This is a genomic window from Halorussus lipolyticus, from assembly GCF_029338375.1.
Taxonomy (GTDB): Archaea; Halobacteriota; Halobacteria; order Halobacteriales; family Haladaptataceae; genus Halorussus; species Halorussus lipolyticus.
The window spans coordinates 1,269,178-1,289,152 of the sequence record NZ_CP119804.1 but is presented as its reverse complement, the minus strand read 5'-3'; the positions used below and the strand labels follow the sequence as shown (position 1 = coordinate 1,289,152).

14 protein-coding genes, 1 tRNA gene and 1 pseudogene are annotated in these 19,975 nt (G+C 65.8%); 9 read left to right on the top strand and 7 right to left on the bottom strand.

Going from position 1 to position 19,975, the window contains the following annotated elements; genetic code table 11:
* Nucleotides 1-44 precede the first annotated feature (44 nt).
* The 6 genes from P2T57_RS06480 to P2T57_RS06455 are packed head-to-tail and all read left to right on the top strand — an operon-like array spanning nt 45 to nt 7,784.
* Nucleotides 45-1,859 (top strand): vWA domain-containing protein, encoded by a 1,815-nt coding sequence (locus tag P2T57_RS06480; protein WP_276301670.1) that lies wholly within the window; start codon nt 45-47, stop codon nt 1,857-1,859.
* Nucleotides 1,859-4,261 (top strand): vWA domain-containing protein, encoded by a 2,403-nt coding sequence (locus P2T57_RS06475; protein WP_276301669.1) that lies wholly within the window; start codon nt 1,859-1,861, stop codon nt 4,259-4,261. Before P2T57_RS06480 ends, P2T57_RS06475 begins: the two co-directional genes overlap by 1 nt.
* Nucleotides 4,258-4,986: a coiled-coil domain-containing protein gene (locus P2T57_RS06470; RefSeq protein ID WP_276301668.1), complete on the top strand. Its 729-nt coding sequence runs from the start codon at nt 4,258-4,260 to the stop codon at nt 4,984-4,986. The genes P2T57_RS06475 and P2T57_RS06470 overlap by 4 nt, the downstream gene beginning before the upstream one ends.
* Nucleotides 4,983-5,951 (top strand): DUF7502 family protein, encoded by a 969-nt coding sequence (locus P2T57_RS06465; RefSeq protein WP_276301667.1) that lies wholly within the window; start codon nt 4,983-4,985, stop codon nt 5,949-5,951. Before P2T57_RS06470 ends, P2T57_RS06465 begins: the two co-directional genes overlap by 4 nt.
* A gap of 25 nt (nt 5,952-5,976) precedes the next feature.
* Nucleotides 5,977-6,930, top strand: a complete 954-nt coding sequence (locus P2T57_RS06460; protein ID WP_276301666.1) for an AAA family ATPase — start codon at nt 5,977-5,979, stop codon at nt 6,928-6,930.
* Nucleotides 6,927-7,784 carry a DUF58 domain-containing protein gene (locus P2T57_RS06455; RefSeq protein WP_276301665.1) on the top strand — a complete coding sequence of 286 codons (858 nt, stop codon included), beginning with the start codon at nt 6,927-6,929 and terminating at the stop codon, nt 7,782-7,784. The genes P2T57_RS06460 and P2T57_RS06455 overlap by 4 nt, the downstream gene beginning before the upstream one ends.
* Nucleotides 7,785-7,858: 74 nt before the next feature.
* Here P2T57_RS06455 and P2T57_RS06450 read toward each other — a convergent pair.
* The 4 genes and pseudogenes from P2T57_RS06450 to P2T57_RS06440 form a co-directional block, all read right to left on the bottom strand.
* Nucleotides 7,859-7,933, bottom strand: a tRNA-Glu gene (locus P2T57_RS06450).
* A gap of 67 nt (nt 7,934-8,000) precedes the next feature.
* Nucleotides 8,001-8,567, bottom strand: a complete 567-nt coding sequence (locus P2T57_RS06445) for an NUMOD3 domain-containing DNA-binding protein (protein WP_420028531.1) — start codon at nt 8,565-8,567, stop codon at nt 8,001-8,003.
* Nucleotides 8,568-8,621: 54 nt separating this feature from the next.
* Nucleotides 8,622-8,732 (bottom strand): annotated as a pseudogene (locus tag P2T57_RS20350) (hypothetical protein); the annotation flags it as partial.
* A gap of 172 nt (nt 8,733-8,904) precedes the next feature.
* The gene (locus P2T57_RS06440) at nt 8,905-10,881 is read right to left on the bottom strand and encodes a 3-hydroxyacyl-CoA dehydrogenase/enoyl-CoA hydratase family protein (RefSeq protein ID WP_276301664.1); all 1,977 of its coding nucleotides are present in this window, start codon (nt 10,879-10,881) and stop codon (nt 8,905-8,907) included.
* 115 nt (nt 10,882-10,996) lie between these two features.
* On the opposite strand from P2T57_RS06440, the gene P2T57_RS06435 reads away from it, so the two are divergent.
* Nucleotides 10,997-12,148 (top strand): acyl-CoA dehydrogenase family protein, encoded by a 1,152-nt coding sequence (locus P2T57_RS06435; protein ID WP_276301663.1) that lies wholly within the window; start codon nt 10,997-10,999, stop codon nt 12,146-12,148.
* A 238-nt stretch (nt 12,149-12,386) separates the two neighbouring features.
* Here the strand turns inward: P2T57_RS06435 and P2T57_RS06430 are convergent, their stop codons facing one another.
* Complete coding sequence (locus tag P2T57_RS06430; RefSeq protein ID WP_276301662.1) at nt 12,387-12,815, bottom strand: GtrA family protein; 429 nt, start codon at nt 12,813-12,815, stop codon at nt 12,387-12,389.
* A gap of 363 nt (nt 12,816-13,178) precedes the next feature.
* Here P2T57_RS06430 and P2T57_RS06425 point away from each other — a divergent pair, with 363 nt between their 5' ends.
* A complete protein-coding gene (locus P2T57_RS06425) occupies nt 13,179-14,048 on the top strand; it encodes a cupredoxin domain-containing protein (RefSeq protein ID WP_276301661.1) in 870 nt (289 codons plus the stop codon).
* A 26-nt stretch (nt 14,049-14,074) separates the two neighbouring features.
* On the opposite strand, the gene P2T57_RS06420 is transcribed toward P2T57_RS06425, so the two are convergent.
* Nucleotides 14,075-15,445: an NAD(P)/FAD-dependent oxidoreductase gene (locus tag P2T57_RS06420; protein WP_276301660.1), complete on the bottom strand. Its 1,371-nt coding sequence runs from the start codon at nt 15,443-15,445 to the stop codon at nt 14,075-14,077.
* Between the two features lie 467 nt (nt 15,446-15,912).
* On the opposite strand from P2T57_RS06420, the gene P2T57_RS06415 reads away from it, so the two are divergent.
* On the top strand, nt 15,913-18,006 hold the full coding sequence (locus tag P2T57_RS06415; RefSeq protein ID WP_276301659.1) for a serine hydrolase domain-containing protein: 2,094 nt from the start codon (nt 15,913-15,915) through the stop codon (nt 18,004-18,006).
* 66 nt (nt 18,007-18,072) lie between these two features.
* On the opposite strand, the gene P2T57_RS06410 is transcribed toward P2T57_RS06415, so the two are convergent.
* Entirely contained in the window at nt 18,073-19,944 is a 1,872-nt protein-coding gene (locus P2T57_RS06410) for a S9 family peptidase (RefSeq protein WP_276301658.1), read from the bottom strand.
* Between the last annotated feature and the right edge of the window lie 31 nt (nt 19,945-19,975).

The window sequence follows — 19,975 nt, the reverse complement described above, 5'->3', positions numbered from 1 at the left end:
CAGCAACCGGTGAACCTGCCCGACTCGGAGGTGACGAGCGCGCCGTGACGCTCGCAGACTCCCTCTCGTCGGTGTTCCTCCGGCCGCTCGGTCTCACTGCGATAGCGGCCGCGATACCCGTCGTCGTCCTCTACCTGCTCAAGCCCGACCCCGAGGAGCTATCCTTCCCCGCGGTCGAGTTCCTGCTCGGAGACCGCCGAGAGAGTCGCCGACACCCCGCGCTGAGGCGGCTCCAGCGAAACGCGCTGTTGGCGCTCCAGTTGTTCGCGGTCCTCGCCGTCGCCGTCTCGTTGGCCGCTCCCTACGTTCCGGTTTCGGAGGACCGGACCGTCTCGGAGACGGTCGTCGTGGTGGACGCCACCGCGAGCATGGCGACTGAGGTCGGCGGCGAAACCCGCTTCGACCGGGCAGTCGGGTCAGCGAGAGATGCCGCGACCGGGGAGACCTCCGTCGTCGTCGCGGGCACCGAGACCGCCGTCCTCACCCGGCGCGCGCCGCCGACAGAAGCCGAGGCCGTCCTCTCGGACCTGCGGGTCACTGCCGGGCACACCGACCTCCGAGGAGCAGTCAGTCGCGCTGTCGCGGTGGCAAGCGACGACGCCCGAATCGTCGTCCTGAGCGACTTCGCGGGCGGTGACTGGCGGACCGCGGTGGCGTCAGCGCGGGCCAGAGGCTACTCGGTCTCGCTCCGGCAGTTCGCGGGCGGTGGCCCAGAAAACGTCGGCGTCGTCGGGTCGTCGTTCGCCAACGGCACCGCGACGGTCCGGGTGAAGAACTTCGGGACCGAGAGAGCGACCCGCGAAGTCGTCCTCGGCGAGGCCGAGGAGTCACTCGCGCTCGGGCCGGGCGAAGTCGCCACCGCCACGCTCCCGGTTCCGGCGGGCGGCGGCCAACTCCGACTCGCGCCCGGCGACGATTTCCCGGTTGACGACCGCCTGCCAATCGCGGCCCCCGAGGAGCCAACAATCGACGTGCTGGTCGTGACCAACGACGAGAATCGGCCCCTGACCACCGCACTGGAGGTCGTCCGCGGGACACAGGTCACGGTCAAGCACCCGCCGGCGTCCATCTCGAAGTCCTACGACCTCGTGGTCTTCAGCGAGGTGGCTCCCGGCCGACTCCTTGACGGGACGCTCGGGGTCGCCCGCGAGACGCTCTCGTCGGGCGGCGGCGTCGTGATTCAGGCCCAGTCGAACCTCTCGGCGGTGGGGTACGGCGACCTCCTCCCGGTCGCACCCAACGGGACCGCCACCGACCCGGCGGTCAACCAACCAGACCCGTCGCCGGTCACGGAGGACGTGACCTTCCCGGCCCCGCAGAGCTACGTCCGGGCCGACCTGCTGGCCGGGAAAGCCCACCTCCGGACGGTCAACGGGACTCCTCTGTTGGCCACTGCACCGCTGGATGGGGGCCGGGTGTTCTACTACGGCTACCCCGCCAACAACTCGTCGTTCGAACACAACTACCGGTATCCGGTGTTCTGGAAGCGCGTCGCCTACGAACTCACCGGCCGGCGCTCGCTGTCGGCGATGAACCGCCGGACCGGGACCACCCTCCCGCTCGGGGGCAACGCGACGGTCACGACGCCCGACGGAACGCGCGAGGCCGGGGTCCTCGCCTTCCGGCAGGTCGGCTTCTACGAGGCCGGAGGACAGCGGTACGCCGCGTCGCTGGCCAGCGCCGACGAGTCGAACGTCACCGCGCCAGCAATCGAGGCCGGAGAGACGGCCGGCGGAGCGACGGCCAGCGACACCGAGACGGCGACCGTTCCCCAGAAGTTGACGCCGGCCGTCGCGGGGCTTGCGGTCCTGCTGGTCCTGCTGGAGATGGCCTTCCTGCGCTACCGGGGTGACCTGTGATGAGTCTCCTGTCGAACCTCCCCATCGGTGCGTCGGTCGAGTTCGCCCGACCGGTCGTCTTCGGGGGCGTGCCGGTCGCCGCAGTGGTCCTGTGGTTGCTGGTCGTCCGGCGAGGCGGCGACGAGTCGGAATCGGAAGCAGAACCAAAGTCGGCCGACAGCGACCCCGGCCGGCGCGCTCGTCTCGCGCTCTTTGGGACCCGACTCGTCGTCGTCGCCTGCCTCGTGACCGCCGCCGCCGGGCCGACGACCGTCACCACCGCGACCACGGCGGGCGACCCGCAGGTCACGATGCTGGTGGACCAGTCGGCCAGCATGGGCGTCCACTCGCCGGTCGCCGACAACCTCGAATCTGACATCGAGCAGGAGGGCGTCGCGGTGAACCGCGTCACGATTGGCGCGAAAAACCGGTCCCGAATCGGCGAGGGCGTGGTCGCCAACCTCCGGCCGAACGCCAGCCTGCTGGTGGTCTCGGACGGGCAGGTCACGGGCGGCACGTCGCTGTCTCGGGCCGGGGACCTCGCCGAGGAGGTCAACGCGACGGTCAACCGAGTCCGACTCACGTCGAACCGGTCTGACGTTCGGGTTACCCTCTCCGGCCCGCGGAAGGCCAGCGTCGGCGTCGAGAGCCGATTCGGCGTCCGCGTGGCGGGCGTCGAGGAGTCGCCGGCGGGTGCGAAAGTCACGGTCTCGGTGGATGGCTCGCAGGTCGTCTCCCGAGCGGTTCCGAAAGACGGCACCCTCTCGCTGTCGCACAACTTCAGCGAGACCGGTCCCCACCGGGTCACGGCCCGCGTCTCGGGCACCGTCGAGGACGCCTTCGCGGTCAACGACGTGTCCCGGAAGACGGTGCAGGTGGTCGAACAGCCTCGCGTCCTCTACGTGAGTCGGGGCGACTACGCCCTCGAAACGTATCTCCGGAACCTCTACGACGTGACCCGAGCGAAGTCGGTCCCCGCGAACCTGAGCGACTACTACGCCGTGGTCGTGCAGGACGTGGCCGGCCCGGACCTCGGCAACGTCGGCGCGCTCCAAGGCCACGTCATCGACGGCGGCGGCCTCGTCGTGGTCGGCGGCGAACGCGCCTACGAGAAGGGCCGGTACGACAACTCCCGCATCTCGTCGCTCCTCCCGGTCCGGCCCGGCGGTTCGACCGGGCAGAAGTCCCGTGTCGTGCTGGCGGTGGACGTGTCCGGAAGCGCGAAGGCCGGGATGCGAGTCCAGAAGGCGCTTGCGCTCGACGTCCTCTCGCAACTCGGGGACCGCAACGAGGCCGGCGTGGTCGCGTTCGACGGCAACGCCTACCGGGTCGCCGACCTCACGTCGCTGAAATCCGGGCGAGCGAAGTTGAAGCGCAAGATTCGGAGCCTCCGGAGCGGCGGGAGTACCAACATCGGGAAGGGACTGCTCGGCGCGTCGAAGGTCCTCGGCGACGAGGGCGGCACGGTCATCCTCCTGAGCGACGGTCGAGACTCGCCGAAACCCGCATTCGGGGCGGCCGAGACACTCGCCGACCGGAACGTCCGGGTCGTCAGCGTCGGCGTCGGGAGCGTCAACGAGGGCCTCCTCCGAGGAGTCGCCGACCGGACAGACGGCACCTTCCTGCTGGCCGACCAGACCAACCGCCTCCGGGTCGAGTTCGGCGGCCCGAACCGGCGGTACAGCGGCGACCACGCCGTCGTGGTGGACGACGGTCACTTCGTCACCCGCGGAATTTCGCCGACAGCGAGCCTTCCGGGGTCGAACGAGGTCCGCGTCAAGCCGGGCGCGGACCTACTGGTGGCCACGGGCTACGGCGCACCCGCCATCTCGACGTGGCGGTTCGGCCTCGGGCGAGTCGCCGCCGTCACCGCCTACGGACCCGACGGCGGCCTCGGCGACCTGCGGGAGAAACCCGACTCGCTGTTGCTCTCGCGGTCGGTGAACTGGGCCATCGGCGACCCCCAGCGCAAGGCGACCGGCGTGGTCTCCTCGCCCGACACCCGCGTCGGCGAACCGACGACCGTGGTCTACGCCGGACAGAATCCCCCGGAAAGCGCCGAGAAATCCGGCCTCTCGTTTTCGGCGGTCGCGCCGGGGCGCTACGAGGCCGAGGAGGTCCCGACCGAAGTTGGCTACCGCGAACTTCCGGGGAGCGCCTACGCCGTCAACTACCCGGCCGAGTACGCCAGCCTCGGCGTGGCCTCGGGACTCAAACAGGTGGTCGAGCGGACCGGCGGCCGGGCGTTCTCGCCGCGCCGACCCGCGGCCATCGCCTCGGCAATCGAGCGACAGGCGACCCGGAAGCGCCACGTTGAGCGGTCGTGGGACTGGATAGCCCTGCTGGCAGGGTTGGTCGTCCTCGTCGGGGAAATCTGCGCCCGGCGACTCGGGCGCTATCGCGGTCAGGGAGTGATTCCATGAGTTACATCGGTGACACAATCAACGTCGCGCTGGCGCTCCTCGTCGGCCTGTCGGCGTTCGGACTGGTCGGCACGACGGTCTACTATCAGGAGTCGGTGGACCAACTACGGACCGAGAACCAGCAGTTGGCCGACGAGAACGAGGAGCTATCGGCGAAAGTGAAGGCCAAGCAGAATCGGGTCGAGGAACTGAATCGCACGCTCCGGAACATCAACCAGTCGCTTCAGACCCGACTCTCGGACATTCAGGAGGTGTCCAAGCAGTTGCGGGCGACCGAGAAGCGACTCAACGCCACCCAGTCGGAACTCAACACGACCGAAGGGAAGTTGGAGACGGCCAGAAATCGGCTCGCGCGACTGAAAGACGAGCGCGACAGGCTGAAACGCCAGTTCGAGGCCGCCGAGGACCGCACCGAAGAACTCAACCGGACCATCGACCGCCTCGAATCGCGGGCCGACACTCGCAACGAGACGCTGGAGCAGGTCAACCAGACCGTCGAGCGCCAGCAGACGATGCTGAACCGCAAGAACGAGACGATACAGGAACTCCGGACGAAAATCAACCGCCTTCAGGACGAAATCGACGAGTTGGAGGACTCGTCGTCGAACGACTACCGCCGACCCGACCGACTCCGGCGGAGTCGGGCGAGCGCAGGGTCGGCGTCCGAAAGCGAACTCACCGAGGCCCGGACCGGCGACGGCCTCCTCGCGGAGGTGCGACCATGACCGACGAGTCTGTCCCCGAAGCAAATGCAAATATTTCCAAAGCAAACAAAAATAAATCTGAAACAAACAAAAAGGAGTCTGCAACGAACGAACACGCGGCCGAGGAGAACGAGGTCCGGGCCGCGCTCGCTGAGATTCGCAGAGAGTGCCGGAAGGCGACGCTGGTCTACGCCAGCGTCGATGCGGCCTGCGTCCTGCTGGCCGTCGATTTCGCGGCCACCGTGGTCGGCGTCCCCGCGCTGGAGGCCGAGGTCGGCAGGGCGGCGTTCTCCTCGGCGGGACTGCCCTCGCCTGACCTCGGCACCGTGGTCGCCGTAGTCGCCGGCATCGGTGCCTTCGCCGGGGAGTTCGTCCTCCGCTCGCGCCGCCCCGCCGCCGAACAGTTCGAGGCCGCCAACCCCGCGGTCAGCGAGGCGCTTCGGACCGCCCGCGACGCGGCCGAATCCGACTGGGGCGACGGGACTGGCCGACCGAATCCCATGACGCGAGCGCTCTACGCCGACGTGCTGGCGAAACTCCGCGAGACCTCCAGCGTCGGCCTGCTAAACGCGACCCGACTCGCGGCGACGGTGGCGGTGGCGCTCGCGCTGAGTCTGGCGACGGTCCAGACCGCGGTCGTGGGCGTCGATTTGGGCCTCGGGTCCTCGGAGGCGGGTGCGGGGCCGGATGCCGGCGGCCCCACCGACCGCCCGCTCACGAACCAGACCGCCGACCTCAAATCCGGCGACGAGATTCTGGGCGACCCGACCGACGTGACTGCCGGCTCTGAGAACCTCTCTGCCGCAGTCAGCGCGAGTCCCGGCGGTGAGGGTGACCGCGACTGGAACTACGAGAACAGCGACGGCGACTCCGGCGACGAGGAGGTCGATGCCCAGCGCGCCGGGTTCTCCTCGCCCGACCGAGTTGAGGACGCCGCGCTGGTGCAACGCTACGCGCATCGACTACAGGAGAACGCGACGGCGTGACCGACCGAAACTCGACAACCGACACATGACCGACCGACAACCGACTATCGACGACGTGACGAACCGCATTCAAGCGATTCGGTCCGAGGTGCGCAAACGCATCGTCGGACAGGAGCAGGTGGTAGACCAAGTGCTTGCCTGCCTGCTCTGCGACGGCAACGCCCTGCTCGAAAGTACGCCCGGACTGGGGAAGACCCTCCTCGTCCGGACGCTTTCGGAAGTGACCGACCTGTCGTTCTCGCGCATCCAGAACACGCCGGACCTGATGCCCTCGGACGTCATCGGGACGGAGATGGTCCGCGAGACCGAGACCGGCCGGACGTTCACCTTCGAGAAGGGACCGGTGTTCGCCAACCTCGTGCTGTCCGACGAAATCAATCGGGCGACGCCGAAGACCCAGTCCGCCCTGCTGGAAGCGATGGAGGAGGGCCAAGTCACGGCGGGCAACGAGACCTACGACCTGCCCGAACCGTTCTTCGTGCTGGCGACCCAGAACCCCATCGACCAAGAGGGGACCTATCCCCTGCCCGAGGCCCAGTCCGACCGCTTCCTGATGAAGATTCTGCTGGACTACCCCGACGCCGAGGCCGAACGCGAAATCGTTGACCGCTACACCCGCGACGTGGACGCCTCCGTCTCGGTCGAAACGAAGGTCTCGGCCGGACAACTCCGCCAGATGCAGAGACTGACTCATCAGGTCCCCATCGCCGACGACATCCGGGACACGGCGGTCGACATCGTGCGCGACACCCGGCGCGCCGACGATTTGGAGTACGGCGCGAGTCCTCGGGCCAGCATGTCGCTGGTCCGGTCCGCGAAAGCCCGCGCGCTGGTCGAGGGCCGAACCCACGTCAGTAGCGAGGACGTGACCGCGATGGCCGTGCCGGTCCTGCGCCACCGCGTCGTGGTCGATTTCCGGGCCGAACGCGAGGGGATGACTCCCGACGACGTAATCGAGGCGTTGGTCTCCGACCGATGATTACCACCGACTTTCTGGACGAACTCGACCGGTTCGAGTCCGCCCGCAATCGAGACGCCCGGTCGAACCAGCAGGGCGAGCGCACCACCGAGGCGGTCGGCGAGGGCCTGACCTTCGCCGACTACCGGTGCTACACCCCCGGCGACGAACCCCGATTTATCGATTGGAACCTCTACGCCCGGACCGACGAACTATACGTCAAGCAGTTCGAGGCCGAGCGCAACTTCACGGTCCACGTGCTGGTGGACGCCAGCGCCTCGATGGACTTCGGCGACGCCGACGCCCACAAGTTCGAGACCGCCGCCAAACTCGGGTTGGGGTTCGCCTATCTGACCGCCCGCGAACACAACGACTTCCGATTCGCGGTCTTCGACTCGACGGCGGAGCGCCTCGACCGCGGGCGCTCCAATCGAGGCGAGGTGCTGGGACTGGTCGAACGATGCAACGAGATTTCCCCCGACGGCGAGGCCGATTTCGAGACCGCGCTGGCGAACTACGCTGGCACCATCGACTCCAAGGCGCTCGTCGTCGTGTGCAGTGATTTCTTGGGCGACGTGGATGCTATCGACGCTGGACTGGAGGCGCTGGCCTCGAATCAGGTGGTCCTCGGGCACGTCGTTGCCCCCGAGGAGCGAACCCTACCAACCGGCCGGGATACCGTCTTCGAGGCACTCGAAAGCGACCAATCGCTCCGCGCCTACGTCAGCAATCGGTTAGAACGGTCCTACCGCGAGGAGTTCGACGCCCACGCCGACGCGGTGGAGAACGCGGCGCGGGACCTCCGGGCGCGCTACGAACGCGTGGATACCGGGCAATCGTTCTTCGAGTCGTTCGGGGACCTCTGGTTCGAGTAGGAGAACTGCCGCAATCCGCACGGATGTCGAATCGAAGAATCGCCACTATCCGAAGGTAGTTTTCTGGAAAAGTATGCTCCGTCTGGGATTTGAACCCAGGTCACAGGCTCGAAAGGCCCGAATGATTGGCCGGGCTACACCAACGGAGCGACTCTCGCGGTCCGGGTCCGCTTCCGGACGCATTTTGACCAATGGACCCGATACTTATAAACCCAACTAAATCGCTCTATCGCTGTGGTGCGATTTAGCACGCGAGGAGTTCCCGCGCTTGCCTTCGAATAGAAGCGCGACCGGTGCGTCGAACTCGATTTGGCCGTGTTCGGCCCGGCCGTGACAGCGATTGCAGAGAAGCACCAGATTCTGTTCGGCGTGCGCGTCCTCGATTTCGAGGTGTTCCGCGTTCCGGAATACTCTGACGGGAATGATATGGTGGACTTCCAGACGGTGGTCCGCCCCGTCGTGGCCGCAGTTCTGGCACACTTCGTCGCGCTCTCGAACGGTCTGGCGCGCGACGGACCAACCGGGACCGTAGCGCCTACTGTAGCCGCCTCGCCAGTTCGGATTCGCCTCTCCGGCAGTCGATTCGCTCATCTTCCGGCGCGTCTCCTCCGACCGAGTGAGTCCTTCGAGCGAATCGGCAATTCGTTCACGAACGTCGTCGTCTATCTCGTTACCTTCGTGGGCCTCCGACATGCGCTGGCGAGTCTCCTCGGAGAACGACCGGCCCTCCAGCGACTCGGAGATTTTCCGTTTCTCCGCTTCGGTCCGCTCACGTCCGTACATTGGGTGATTCTCGCCGCGCATCTCTCGGGTCGGAATGCCGAACCGCTTCATGTATTTCCGAATTGTCGATGGCGAGACACTGCATTTATCCGCGATTTCTCTCTGTGTGAGTCCTTCCTCCCAATACTTCGCTTCGAGCCAGTCTTCTTTCCGATAGAGCGCCATCTATCGTCTTTCTCGGCTATCGTGACTATAAATCTTCTTGGTCGATGACGAAACTATATCGACGATAGATACTGCTCAGCGGCGCAGATAGCTCCCGAGGACAGAATAGTATGGCTTTAAAACAGAAATAGATGGTCGAATCCCCGACTCGCCTACGGCCAGTTCGCTTCGCTCACTTCCCTTGGAAGTCCGGTTCACCGTCGCCCATGAACGCCGTGATGCCTTCCATCAGGTCGTCGGTGTTCATGAGTTGGCCGAAGGCCTGCGATTCGACCGCCAGACCGGCGTCGGTGTCGTCTCTGCCCGCGAGCATCGCGCGCTTGGTGTACTTCTGGGCGATGGGCGGTCCGCCGGCGAGGTCAGCGGCGAGTTCGAAGGCGCGGTCCTCGAACTCCGAGACGTCCACGACTTCGTTGAGGAAGCCGTAGTCCGCCATGGTCTCGGGGTCGAAGCGGTCGGCGGTGAAGATGATTTCCTTGGCGCGGCCTTCGCCGACGATGTGTTTGAGGCGCTGGGTGCCGCCCCAACCGGGGAGGAGACCCAAGTTATGTTCTGGCTGGCCCATCTCGGAGCGTTCGGTGGCCAGACGCATGTCGGCGCAGGTGGCCAGTTCCATCCCGCCGCCCAGACAGTAGCCGTCGATGGCCGCCACGACGGGCATCGGGCACGCTTCGAGTTTGCCGAAGGTCTCTTGACCTGTCTTCGAGAGTTCGACCGCCTGAAGCGGGTCGCCGCCGCCGGCGGTCATGCTCTGGACGTCGGCACCGGCGGAGAAGGCCTTGTCGCCCTCGCCGACCAGTAGGAGGGCGCGAACCTCGTCGTCCTCCTCCAGCGCGTCAACTGCGTCGCCGAGGTCGTCGAGGAGTTCGTCGCTGATGGTGTTCATCCGGTGGGGTCGGTCGAGGACGACCTTGCCGACCATCTCGCCGGGTTTCTCGACGCGGATGGTGTCGTAGTCGTAGGCTCCCGATTCGCTGTCGTCGTCGCCGCCGTAGAAGCCGCCCTCGTCGGCGGCCTCGCGGAGGTAGTCGGCGACTTCGTAGCGTTCCGCGCCGGTCTCGTCGTGGAGACTTTCGAGCGTCTCGACCAGCGTGTCGAGGCCTGCGTCGTCGGTCATCTTGGCGGGGCCTTCGGGGAAGCCAGCGCCGAGCATCACGGCCTCGTCGATGGCGTCGGGATTCGCCACGTCGTTGCCGACGAGTTTGGCGACTTCGTTGGCCATCACGGCCTGCAAGCGATGCACGGCGTCCTCGTTCCCGGCGTCGGTCGGGATGTCCGCGCCGCCGTCGTCGTAGTCGTAGAAGCCTTCGCCCGTCTTCTTGCCGAGTTTCTCGTCCTCGACTTTCTCGGCGAGGAGCGGGCAGGGTTCGTAGGCGTCGCCCAGCACGTCGTGCATGTATTCGAGGACGTGGTAGCCCACGTCGATTCCGACCTGATCTGCGAGTTCGAAGCTCCCCATCGGGAGACCGATGTCGAACTTGGTCGCGCTATCAACCTCCGCGATGGTGTACTCGCCGGATTCGACCATCCACGCCGCCTCGTTCATCAGCGGGACGAGGATTCGGTTGACGATGAAACCGGGGCTATCCTTCCGGACGCGAACCGGCGACTTGCCCATCGCCTCGGCGAGGTCCTCGGTCAGGTCCAACACCTCGTCGTCGGTGTGTGCGCCGGAGATGACCTCGACCAACTGCATCCGGACCGGCGGGTTGAAAAAGTGCATCCCGCAGAACCGCTCGGGGCGCTCGGTGACCTCCGAGAGTTCCGTAATCGAGAGGCTGGAGGTGTTGGTGGCGAAGACGGCCTCGTCGGGGGCGTACTCCTCCAACTCGCCGTACACGTCCTTCTTTATCTCCATCTTCTCGGGGACCGCCTCGATGACGAAATCGGCGTCCGAGACGGCCTCCTCGAAGTCTACTAGCGGCGTCACTCGGTCGAGGGTCGCCTCGGCCTCGTCGTCGGAAATCTGGTCCTTCTCGGCGAGTTTGTCGAGGCTCCACTCGATTTGGTCGTAGCCGTTCTGCACGAACTCGTCTTTGATGTCGCGCAGGTTGACCTCGTAGCCCGCGAGGGCCGCGACTTCCGCGATGCCGTGGCCCATGTTACCCGCCCCGAGAACCGCAATGGTGTTGATATCTTCGACGTCCATGTTCGTGAAGTCGTTTTCCGGGCGTTTCAACGTTTCCCTATCACAAGTTAGAAACTCTGGACGAGTTTACTTACGGTTACAAAGGAATTTAGGGGAGGGTATGTAATCTTGACTCATGGACTTCGGACTCTCCGACGAACAGAAACAGATTCGAGAGGAAGTGCGCCGGTTCGCCGAGAACGAAATCGCGCCGATAGCCAGCGAGTACGACGTGAACGAGGAGTACCCCTACGAAATCATGGACGAGGCCGCCAAGATGGGACTCCTCGGTGCCCACATTCCCATCGAGTACGGCGGCGCTGGCTACAGCAACCTCGAATCGGCCATCATCACCGAGGAGCTATTCGCCGTGGACCCCGGCATCGGCCTCTGTATCACGTCGGCGGCGTTCGGCGCGGACGCCATCATGGAGTTCGGAACCGACGACCAGAAAGAGCGATTCCTGACCCCGGTCGCCGAGGGCGACGCCATCATGGGCGCGGCGATTTCGGAACCCGACACCGGTTCCGACGTGTCCAGCGTCTCGACGCAGGCCGAGAAGGACGGCGACGAGTGGGTGATTAACGGGAACAAGATGTGGATTACCAACGGTTCGGTCGGCGACTACTACGTGGTCCTCTGTCAGACCGACCCCGACGCCGACGGCCGGTACAACGGCTTCAGCCAAATCGTCGTGGAGTCGGACCGCGACGGCTTCGAGGCCGACAAGATTACGGGCAAACTCGGTATTCGAGCGTCCGACACGGCCGAACTCGTCTTGAACGACGTGCGGGTTCCCGAGGACAACCTCGTCGGGACTCGCGGCATGGGCTTCCTCCAGCAGATGCAGTTCTTCGACGAGACCCGGACCGCCGTCGCCGCCCAAGGCGTCGGCATCGCCAAGGGTGCCTGCGAGGCCGCCCTCGACTACGCCCAAGAGCGCGAGCAGTTCGACCGGCCAATCTCGGAGTTCCAAGCCATCCAGCACAAACTGGCCGAGATGCACACCCAGACCGAGGCCGCGCGTAACCTGACCTACAAGGCCGCGTGGAACGTGGACCAAGGCGAGGACATCACGAAACTCGCCAGCATGGCCAAGGAGTTCTCCTCGCAGGTCGCCGTGGACGTGGCAGACGAGGCAGTCCAGATTCACGGCGGCGCTGGCTACGTCAACGACTTCCCGGTCGAGCGGTTCTACCGAGACGCCAAGATTACCCAAATCTACGAGGGCACCACCGAGATTCAGAAGAACATCATCGCTCGGGAACTCCTCGGTAAAGGATTCTGAAACCACCTTTTTTCTTCGTCGGGTGCCCGCAGGACACCCGACGAAGAAAAAATCTGGACCAAAAAAGGCCGCTCGGTCGCTTCGCTCCCTCGCGGTACGACTACTAGCCGACAGCAACCGTTGGTCGGCAATTGTCGCTAGCACTCCTATGTTTCGTTCATAAAAACAAAAACAATGCTTAGGAACTTGTATTTGTCCTCAAAGAATGTACTTATATGTCTGTTCGCCGCTGTCTTTCTCACGCAATCTGCCACGTCCACCGCGAGTCCAGATAGTACCGATAGAGGCCGCTGATGAAGATGGCGAACCCGTTGGCCAGCAGGTAGACCAACCCGCCCCAGTTTACGAACGCCCACAGAAGCCCCAACTGGAGGGGAATCGCGCTTCCCCGGACGATGTTGGTTCGGACGAGACCGACGAAGTAGTCGTATCTCGTGGTGTACTTGGCGTGTTGGAAGGTCCACGCGTTGTTCACCACGTACTGGAGGATGATGGTAAACTCGATGGCGATGGTGGCCCCGACGAGGTAGTTGAGGCCGCCGAACTCCACGAGGAGCCACAGAACGGCGGTTTGGACGAGCGCCGCGCTCGCGCCGACGATGACGAACCGGTAGAGTCGGACGACTGTCGGATGGCGTGCGACGGCGCGGTATCCGGAGTCTCCCACGACACGTAGGTCAGGGCTTGGAGAGGGTAGTAGGTTCTGGTTGCGCTCCGAGATATATTCTATCTGAAATTTGTGGCGACCCACGACGAGACGACTGACGACGCAACGACCGACAGTCAAATCGGCGTGGGTGCGCTCCCGACTCGCTCGGCGGGCGATTTCGCCCGCGTAGAACTGCGGGGGCGAAATCGGGTCGGGCGACGAGCGGGACGAGCGAGACGGCGGGACCTACGGCTACCGCTACGACCACAGCTACTGTCTGGTGTTCAGTGCCGAGGACTCGGCGTAATTAACTCGCGGTCGTCGGCAATCGACCCGAGAAACTAAATCATAGATAATTATATTTCTGGATGGGGAAACAGCATGACACCCAACCCCGACCGGACCAATCCAGCGGAATCGACCGACGAACCAACCGGCGTGGGGTCCGCCGTCGAGCGACGGCCCCTGTTGAAGGCGCTCGGCGTCGGGACTGCCCTCTCGCTCGGCGGCGGTCTCGCCACCGGCTCTGGCACCGGAACCGCCACCGAGGACCGCGCTGTCGAGCAGGATGGCGGTCAGATACACCCGATTTACGGCTACGCGACACCCGACGCCGAGGAGGTCCCCGAAGACCTGCGCCCGGACCACGAAGTCGTCCTCGAAGTCGTGCCGTCCGACCCCGAGGCCGGCACTCCACCGTCGTTCTTCTTCGAACCGACCGGCCTCAGCGTCGGCGCGGGCGACGTGGTGCAGTTCACCTTCCGGACGCCCGACCACACCGTCACGGCCTACCACCCCGGCAACGGCTTCCAGCGCCGGGTGCCCGACGAGGCCCCGCCGTTCTCCTCGCCGGTGGTCAACGTTGGCGGGGCGTGGTTCTACAGATTCGACCGGGAAGGAGTCTACGACGTGTACTGCGGGCCTCACCACGTCTTCGGGATGGTGGGCCGACTCGTGGTCGGTGACCTCGGCGAGGACGCCCTGCCGAACTACGTGGGCACCTTCGAAGGGTCCGAAAACCCGCCGTTGTTGGCTCCCTTCAGTCGGCAGATGCTGGAAGGCGAGTTGAACGAGTTCAGCGAGCGAAACGAGAATGCCGAGTGGGTGTGGTTGACGCCGACCGAGGTCCTCGACGCCGACGCGCTCGACCCCACCGCGATTCGGGACGCAGGGTCGGTCTCGTTCGGTGCAGTGCAGGAGGAACTCGGCCACGGCGGCGGTCCGGGCGGTGAGCAGACGACGACCGCGTAAGTCGAGCTAGTCCGTCTTTTTGGGTCTCAGACCGTGTACTCGGATTCGGCGAACTGGACGTACTTGCCGTTCCGGAACTTGCGCTTGGCCGTCTTGTACTTCGTGACGATTTTCGCGCCCGTCAGTCCCGACGAGAGTTTGTACTTCAGCAGGCCGCTCTCGCTCTCGCCGGCCAGAATGTCACTGGCGGCGGAGAACGCCTTGTCCCAGTCGCGCGGGCCGTAGTCGTCCACGATGTCCGCGAAGGTGACGTTCCGGGTAATCTCGTCGCCGATGGCGTCCTTCCAGCGGTCGTTGTAGGTTTCGAGGCGTCCTTTTCCGGCGAGTTCGCCCGCGATGGACCCGGTTCGGACCGCGACGTGGTAGCCCCCTTCGTGGAAGGCCGAGGTCGTACCCATCGCGCCGCCAGCGATGGCGATATTCGCGTCGGTAGGAGAGTCGATGGGGCGAGTCGAGGAGATTGGATACGTCTCGGTGCCCTCGCTCTTGCCGCGGTCGGTCACTCGCGGGAAATCGCCGAGGTCGTACTCGTCGCCGAACTGGCGTTCGAGCAGGCGGTCTACGTACTCGCCGGGCCGGGGGATGGCGTCGTCGTCGGGCCGGAGGAGGTCGTACTCGTCGGGATTGTCCACGTCTTCGAGGTCCATCCCGATGGGCATCGTGAGGCCGACGCGAGCCACCGTGCCGTCGTTCGGGAAAATCCACGGATACGCCGTCTCGCCGGGCATGATTCCCCACCAGAACTTGAGCGAGTTCGGTTCGAATAGCTCGTCGGGAAACTCCCGGTACTCCTGATACGCGATGTGGTTGGCCTCGTCGGGGGCCATGACCTGCGAGATGGGGCGATTCTCGGGCGAGAACCGGTCGAGTGCCCGCATCGTGACCTGTCGCTGTGGACCGTCCGCGAGGACCAGATAGTCGGCCTCGATTTCGCCGCCGTCCGAGAGGTGGAGGGTGTGGGTCGGTGCGCCCGTTAGGTCGGTTTCCACGTCGGTCACGCCGACGCCGACGCGGTACTGTGCGCCCGCTTGCTCGGCCCGGTCGCGCATCCAGTCGTCCATCCGGGTCCGGTGGAAGGTGAAGCCGAACCCGTCGTAGGACGATTCGATGCCGGTGTTCTCCATGACGCAGGCCTCGTTCGGGCCGATGAACTCCGTCCGGTCCAACTCTTGGAGGACCACGCGGTCGGGAATCTCCTCGAACGGAATGCCCATGATGTCCACCCAGTAGTCGAGCATCCCGGCGGCGTCGGTCGAATCGGGTCCTAGCTCCTCGCGGTCGGCACGCGGGACGCCCTTCTCGACGAGGAGCGCGTCGGCTCCCTCCTCGGCGGCGGCCTGCGCGGCGGCGGTCCCGGCGGGGCCGCCGCCGACGATGGCAACGTCGACTCGCTTCATACCCCTACGGTTCTTCGCAGGCTATTAAATGCTTGACCTTCCGATTCCGTGATGAGAGCGACTTGGACGTTCGCGCCGAGACGTTAGACGAACTCGGTGTTCGGTCGGATGACAGGTTCTGGAGGACCGTATATAATTGCCTTAGAATTGTACTTAGTTGTCTAGTAAATGGATAGTTGTCTCCGTCGTGAACGGCGTCTGAGGCCTCCGTTGACTCTCCGGCCCCGACGACTCGGCCGACGACGCCTCGTCACGGCCGAGGCGACCCGCCACGCTCTCCTGCCGACCGCTGGCGGGAACGAGTCGTCCGACCTCGCCGTGACCGCGGGCGGGCACGTTGTTGTACACCGTCCGGTAGCTATCGGGGTCGATTTGGTACGTCTCGTGCCGGATACCGAGCGCACTCCGGCAGTTGCGCAGTCGTGCTCGCCGGAAACATAAGTACCAGTCCGTCGTATCCGAGTGTCATGCGTCGGAGAACCCGTCTGCTGACACTTGCGCTCGTCGTCCTACTCGTCTCTGCGCCGGCCGTTCCCGCGCTGGCGGTGTCCTCGCTGGCCGGTCACGGACTCGCCGGACAGGAACCCACCGCACAGGAGACCGGACAGGACCGCGGCGTCGATTCCCGCGAGGAGGTCGAAGCCTTCGTGGACGCTGTGATGGCCGAGGACTTGAACGAACACCACGTCTCGGGAGCGACTGTCTCGGTCGTCAAAGACGGCGAACTCCTCTTTGCGGAGGGGTACGGTTACGCCGACCGCCGGAATCGCACCCCGGTCGCGGCGAACCGGACCATGTTCCGCATCGGGTCGGTCTCGAAGCTGTTCGCGTGGACCGCGGTGGCACAACAGGTCGAGCGCGGCGAACTCGACACCAGCGCCGACGTGAACCGGTACCTCGACCGAGTTCGAGTCCCCGAGAAGTACGGCGAACCCGTCACGCTCGAACACCTCGCCACCCACACCGCCGGGTTCGAAGAGCAGTTGACCGGCGTTGGCGTTCGCTCGCCCGAGGACGTGCGACCGCTCGGCGAGACCCTTCAGGAAGTGCCCGCTCGGGTCCGACCGCCGGGCGAGGTCACCTCCTACTCGAATTACGGTGCGGCGCTCGCCGGCCACATCGCCGCCAAGCAGGCGGGCACGCCGTTCAATCGCTACGCCGAGCGCGAACTGTTCGCGCCTCTCGACATGACCCACAGTACCTTCCGCCAACCGGTCCCGGCCGAGGTTCCGGGCCGGATGTCCGAGGGCTACGTCTACCAGAACGGTCGCTACGTCGAAGGCGAGTTCGAGACCATCGGCATCCCGCCCGCCGGGTCGATGAGCGCCACTTCGACCGATATGGCGAACTTCATGATAGCCCACTTGCAGGACGGCCGGTTCGAGGACTCCCGAATCCTCTCGGCGTCCGCTACCGAGCGCATGCACCGCCAGCACTTCGCCAATCACCCCGCGCTCAACGGGATGGCCTTCGGCTTCTACGAGCAGAGCAAGAACGGCGTGCGCGTCGTCGGCCACGGCGGCGACACCCAACTGTTCCACTCGGGCCTCTGGCTGATGCCCGAGCGAAATCTCGGCGTGTTCGTCTCCTACAACTCGGTCGGCGGCGTGCAGGCCCGCCAAGAGTTCTACGACGGGTTCATGGACCGCTTCTTCCCGACCGAGACCCCCGTGACCGGTCCCACGAGTCCGACCGCCGCGGACGGCGGCGAGGCGAACGCGGACGGTGGAACCCGCATCGCCGACCCGCCGATGTCGGCGTTCACCGGGGCCTTCCGCACGACGCGAATCTCCGACACCGACTTCACGAAAATCGCCGCGGTGAACGGCGACTTCCGGGTCCGAGTGGCCGGAAATGGAGGGAGTGCCGAAGGCGGCGGCGAGGAGACCGCGGTCCTCGTGACCTCCCGGCCCGGACGGGGCACCCAACGCTGGATTCGGACCGGTCCCACCCTCTTTGAGGAGGTCGGCGGCGACGGCCGGATGGCCTTCCGCGTCGAGGAGGGCCGAGCGAGCTACGTCTTCTTCGACGACGCCGCGCCCCAGAGCTTCGAGCGCATCGGGTGGTGGGAGACCACCGCGGTGCAGGGCGGCCTGTTCGGCGGCGCGCTCCTGATTCTGGCGTCCGCGCTCCTCGGGTGGCCGACGGCGGCCCTCTGGCGGCGGTTCCGCGGGTGGCGACGCCGGCGGCGCGGCCGGGGAGAGTCGGGTCTCGGCATTCGAGCGAACGGCGGCCCGAGAGCGACCGACCGACCTCGCGCTCTCCGATGGCTGGCCGGATTCGCCGGCCTGCTCGCTATCGGGTTCGTGGTCGGGTTTCTCGCGCTTCTGCTCACCGACCCCTTCAGCATCGTGACTCGTCCGCCGAGCATGCAGGCGCTCCTCGCGGTCCCGGTCGTCTTCGGCCTCGCCACGCTCGGAGTCGTCGCCGGCGCAGTCCTCGCGTGGACCGACCGCTACTGGGGCCTGTTCGGCCGAGTTCACTACACGCTGGTCGCCGTGGCGCTGGTGGTGGTCCTCTGGCAACTCGCCTACTGGAACATGCTGACCGCGTGGCTCTGAGAAATGCTGACGGCGCGGCGCTGAGCGACCGTCTTCGCGCGCAAAGAATTATATATACGCTCGCAATCACTCGTCGTCGGGGCGGTGGGGCCGACTGCTCCCGTCGTCGGGGTCCACTTCGAGGTACTTGGCGAACAGGTCGGCGACTCGCGAGTAGGCGTCGAGGACGTTCTCGCGCTTGCGGAACCCGTGGGGTTCGTCGTCGTAGGTTTGGAACTCGTAGGTCTTGCCGTGCTTGTCGAGTTCGTCAACCAACTGCTCGGACTGGCTGAGGGGGACGCGCACGTCCTCCTCGCCGTGGAGGACCAGCAGGGGTGCCTCGATGTCGGGCACGCTCCGGATGGGGCTGGCCTCGCGGTAGTTCTCGATGTCGGTCGCGGGGTAGCCCAGTTCGCGCTTCATGAGTCGCCACCCCACGTCGTCGGTGTCGTCGGAGAACGTCTCGTAGTCGTAGACGCCGTAGAACGCCGCGCCGGCGTCAAACCGGTCGGTCCTCCCGAGGGCGTTGACCGTCATCAGGCCGCCGCCGCTCCCGCCGAAGATGCCCGCCCGGTCGGGGTCCACCGCGTCGTAGCGGTCGGCCAGCGCGTCGGCGGCGTTCACCACGTCGTCCAAGTCGCCCTCGCCCCACGCGAAGTCGTTGCGGTCCCGGAACTCCCGGCCGAAACCAGACGAACCGCGGTAATTCGGCTCGATTACCGCGAAGCCCTGCCGAGCGAAGTACTGGGCGCGGTAGTTGAACTCGTAACCGTCGAACGCGGTGGGACCGCCGTGGGGGTGGACCAGCAGGGGCACCGAGTCGGGGTCGGCGTCGTCGTGGCCTTCGGGCAGGTAGACCATCGCGTGGATTTCGACGCCACCTGTCGAATCGTAGGTGATTGTCTCGGGGTCCACGAACCGGGATTCGAGGCCCGCCGGGGGTCGCCCCACCACGCGCTCGCCGGCCGAGACGTTCCGGACCTCCGGTGGCGTGGTCGGGTCCGCGGCGACTGCGAGAACGTCGCCACCCCGCCACTCGGGGAAATACCGGTCTCCCGGTTCGTCGGTCAGGACCTCGGTCTCGCCCGAGTCGGGGGCCACGGTTCGGACTTCCACGTTCCCGCTCCGGGTGGCCGTGACCGCGAGTTTCTCGCCCGCGGAATCCCACGCCGGGGCACCCAAGTCGGTGCCGGCCTCGGCCAGCAACTGCTCGGGTTCGGCGCGTTCGGGGCCGGCGAGATAGAGGGCGTCGAAGCCGCTCTCGTCGTGGACGAACGCGATTTCGTCGGTGGCCGAACCGGGGCGAGGCCGCGGCGCGTAGGCGTTCACCGAATCGCCGGCGAAGACGGGGTCGACCTCGCCGTCTCGACTCACCCGGACGACTTGACTCGCGCGGTCCGAGAGGTCCCGGTGGCGCATTCGAACCGCGTAGAGGTCGTCGTCGTCGGCCCACCGCGGGTCGGTGTAGAGGTACTCGTCGTCGCGCAGAACCTCGACGCGGCGGCCATCCGCGGAGGCCACCGCGAGGCTTCCGGGCGACCAGTTGTCGGTCACGAACGCGATTTCGTCGCCGCCCGGCGAGAATCGGGGGTTGGAGTCGAGGGCTGAGTGGTTGGTCACGCGGGTCTTCTCGCCGGACTCGGTGTCCACGGTCCAAATCGAGAGGCCGTCGTCGTCCTCGCCGGCGTAGGCGATGGTCTCTCCCTCGGGGTGCCAGTCGAACCACCGGGGGTCGAGGTGAGTGTAGCGTTGAGCGAGGAGGCCCCTGCTCGTGAGTTTGCGTGTCTCACTACCGTCTTTCAGGTAGAGGTCGGTGCGATGCTCTCTGGAGGCGGCGTAGGCGAGGCGATTTCCGTCGGTCTCCTCGGGTTCCGGAATCGCCTGCTCGGCCATCTCTGCGGTGGCGGCGTCGGCCAGCAGGTCGTCGGTCGAAGTGTCTCTAAGGTCCCGTCGGTACATGGCCGTGGTATCGAGTGACGCGGGCTTATGT

Bases quoted from the DNA above. Each gene is read 5' to 3' on its own strand.
- P2T57_RS06465 (WP_276301667.1), top strand. From the start codon at position 4,983: ATGACCGACGAGTCTGTCCCCGAAGCAAATGCAAATATTTCCAAAGCA.
- P2T57_RS06410 (WP_276301658.1), bottom strand. From the start codon at position 19,944: ATGTACCGACGGGACCTTAGAGACACTTCGACCGACGACCTGCTGGCC.
- P2T57_RS06475 (WP_276301669.1), top strand. From the start codon at position 1,859: ATGAGTCTCCTGTCGAACCTCCCCATCGGTGCGTCGGTCGAGTTCGCC.
- P2T57_RS06435 (WP_276301663.1), top strand. From the start codon at position 10,997: ATGGACTTCGGACTCTCCGACGAACAGAAACAGATTCGAGAGGAAGTG.
- P2T57_RS06420 (WP_276301660.1), bottom strand. From the start codon at position 15,445: ATGAAGCGAGTCGACGTTGCCATCGTCGGCGGCGGCCCCGCCGGGACC.
- P2T57_RS06470 (WP_276301668.1), top strand. From the start codon at position 4,258: ATGAGTTACATCGGTGACACAATCAACGTCGCGCTGGCGCTCCTCGTC.
- P2T57_RS06425 (WP_276301661.1), top strand. From the start codon at position 13,179: ATGACACCCAACCCCGACCGGACCAATCCAGCGGAATCGACCGACGAA.
- P2T57_RS06440 (WP_276301664.1), bottom strand. From the start codon at position 10,881: ATGGACGTCGAAGATATCAACACCATTGCGGTTCTCGGGGCGGGTAAC.
- P2T57_RS06460 (WP_276301666.1), top strand. From the start codon at position 5,977: ATGACCGACCGACAACCGACTATCGACGACGTGACGAACCGCATTCAA.
- P2T57_RS06415 (WP_276301659.1), top strand. From the start codon at position 15,913: ATGCGTCGGAGAACCCGTCTGCTGACACTTGCGCTCGTCGTCCTACTC.
- P2T57_RS06445 (WP_420028531.1), bottom strand. From the start codon at position 8,567: ATGTACGGACGTGAGCGGACCGAAGCGGAGAAACGGAAAATCTCCGAG.
- P2T57_RS06455 (WP_276301665.1), top strand. From the start codon at position 6,927: ATGATTACCACCGACTTTCTGGACGAACTCGACCGGTTCGAGTCCGCC.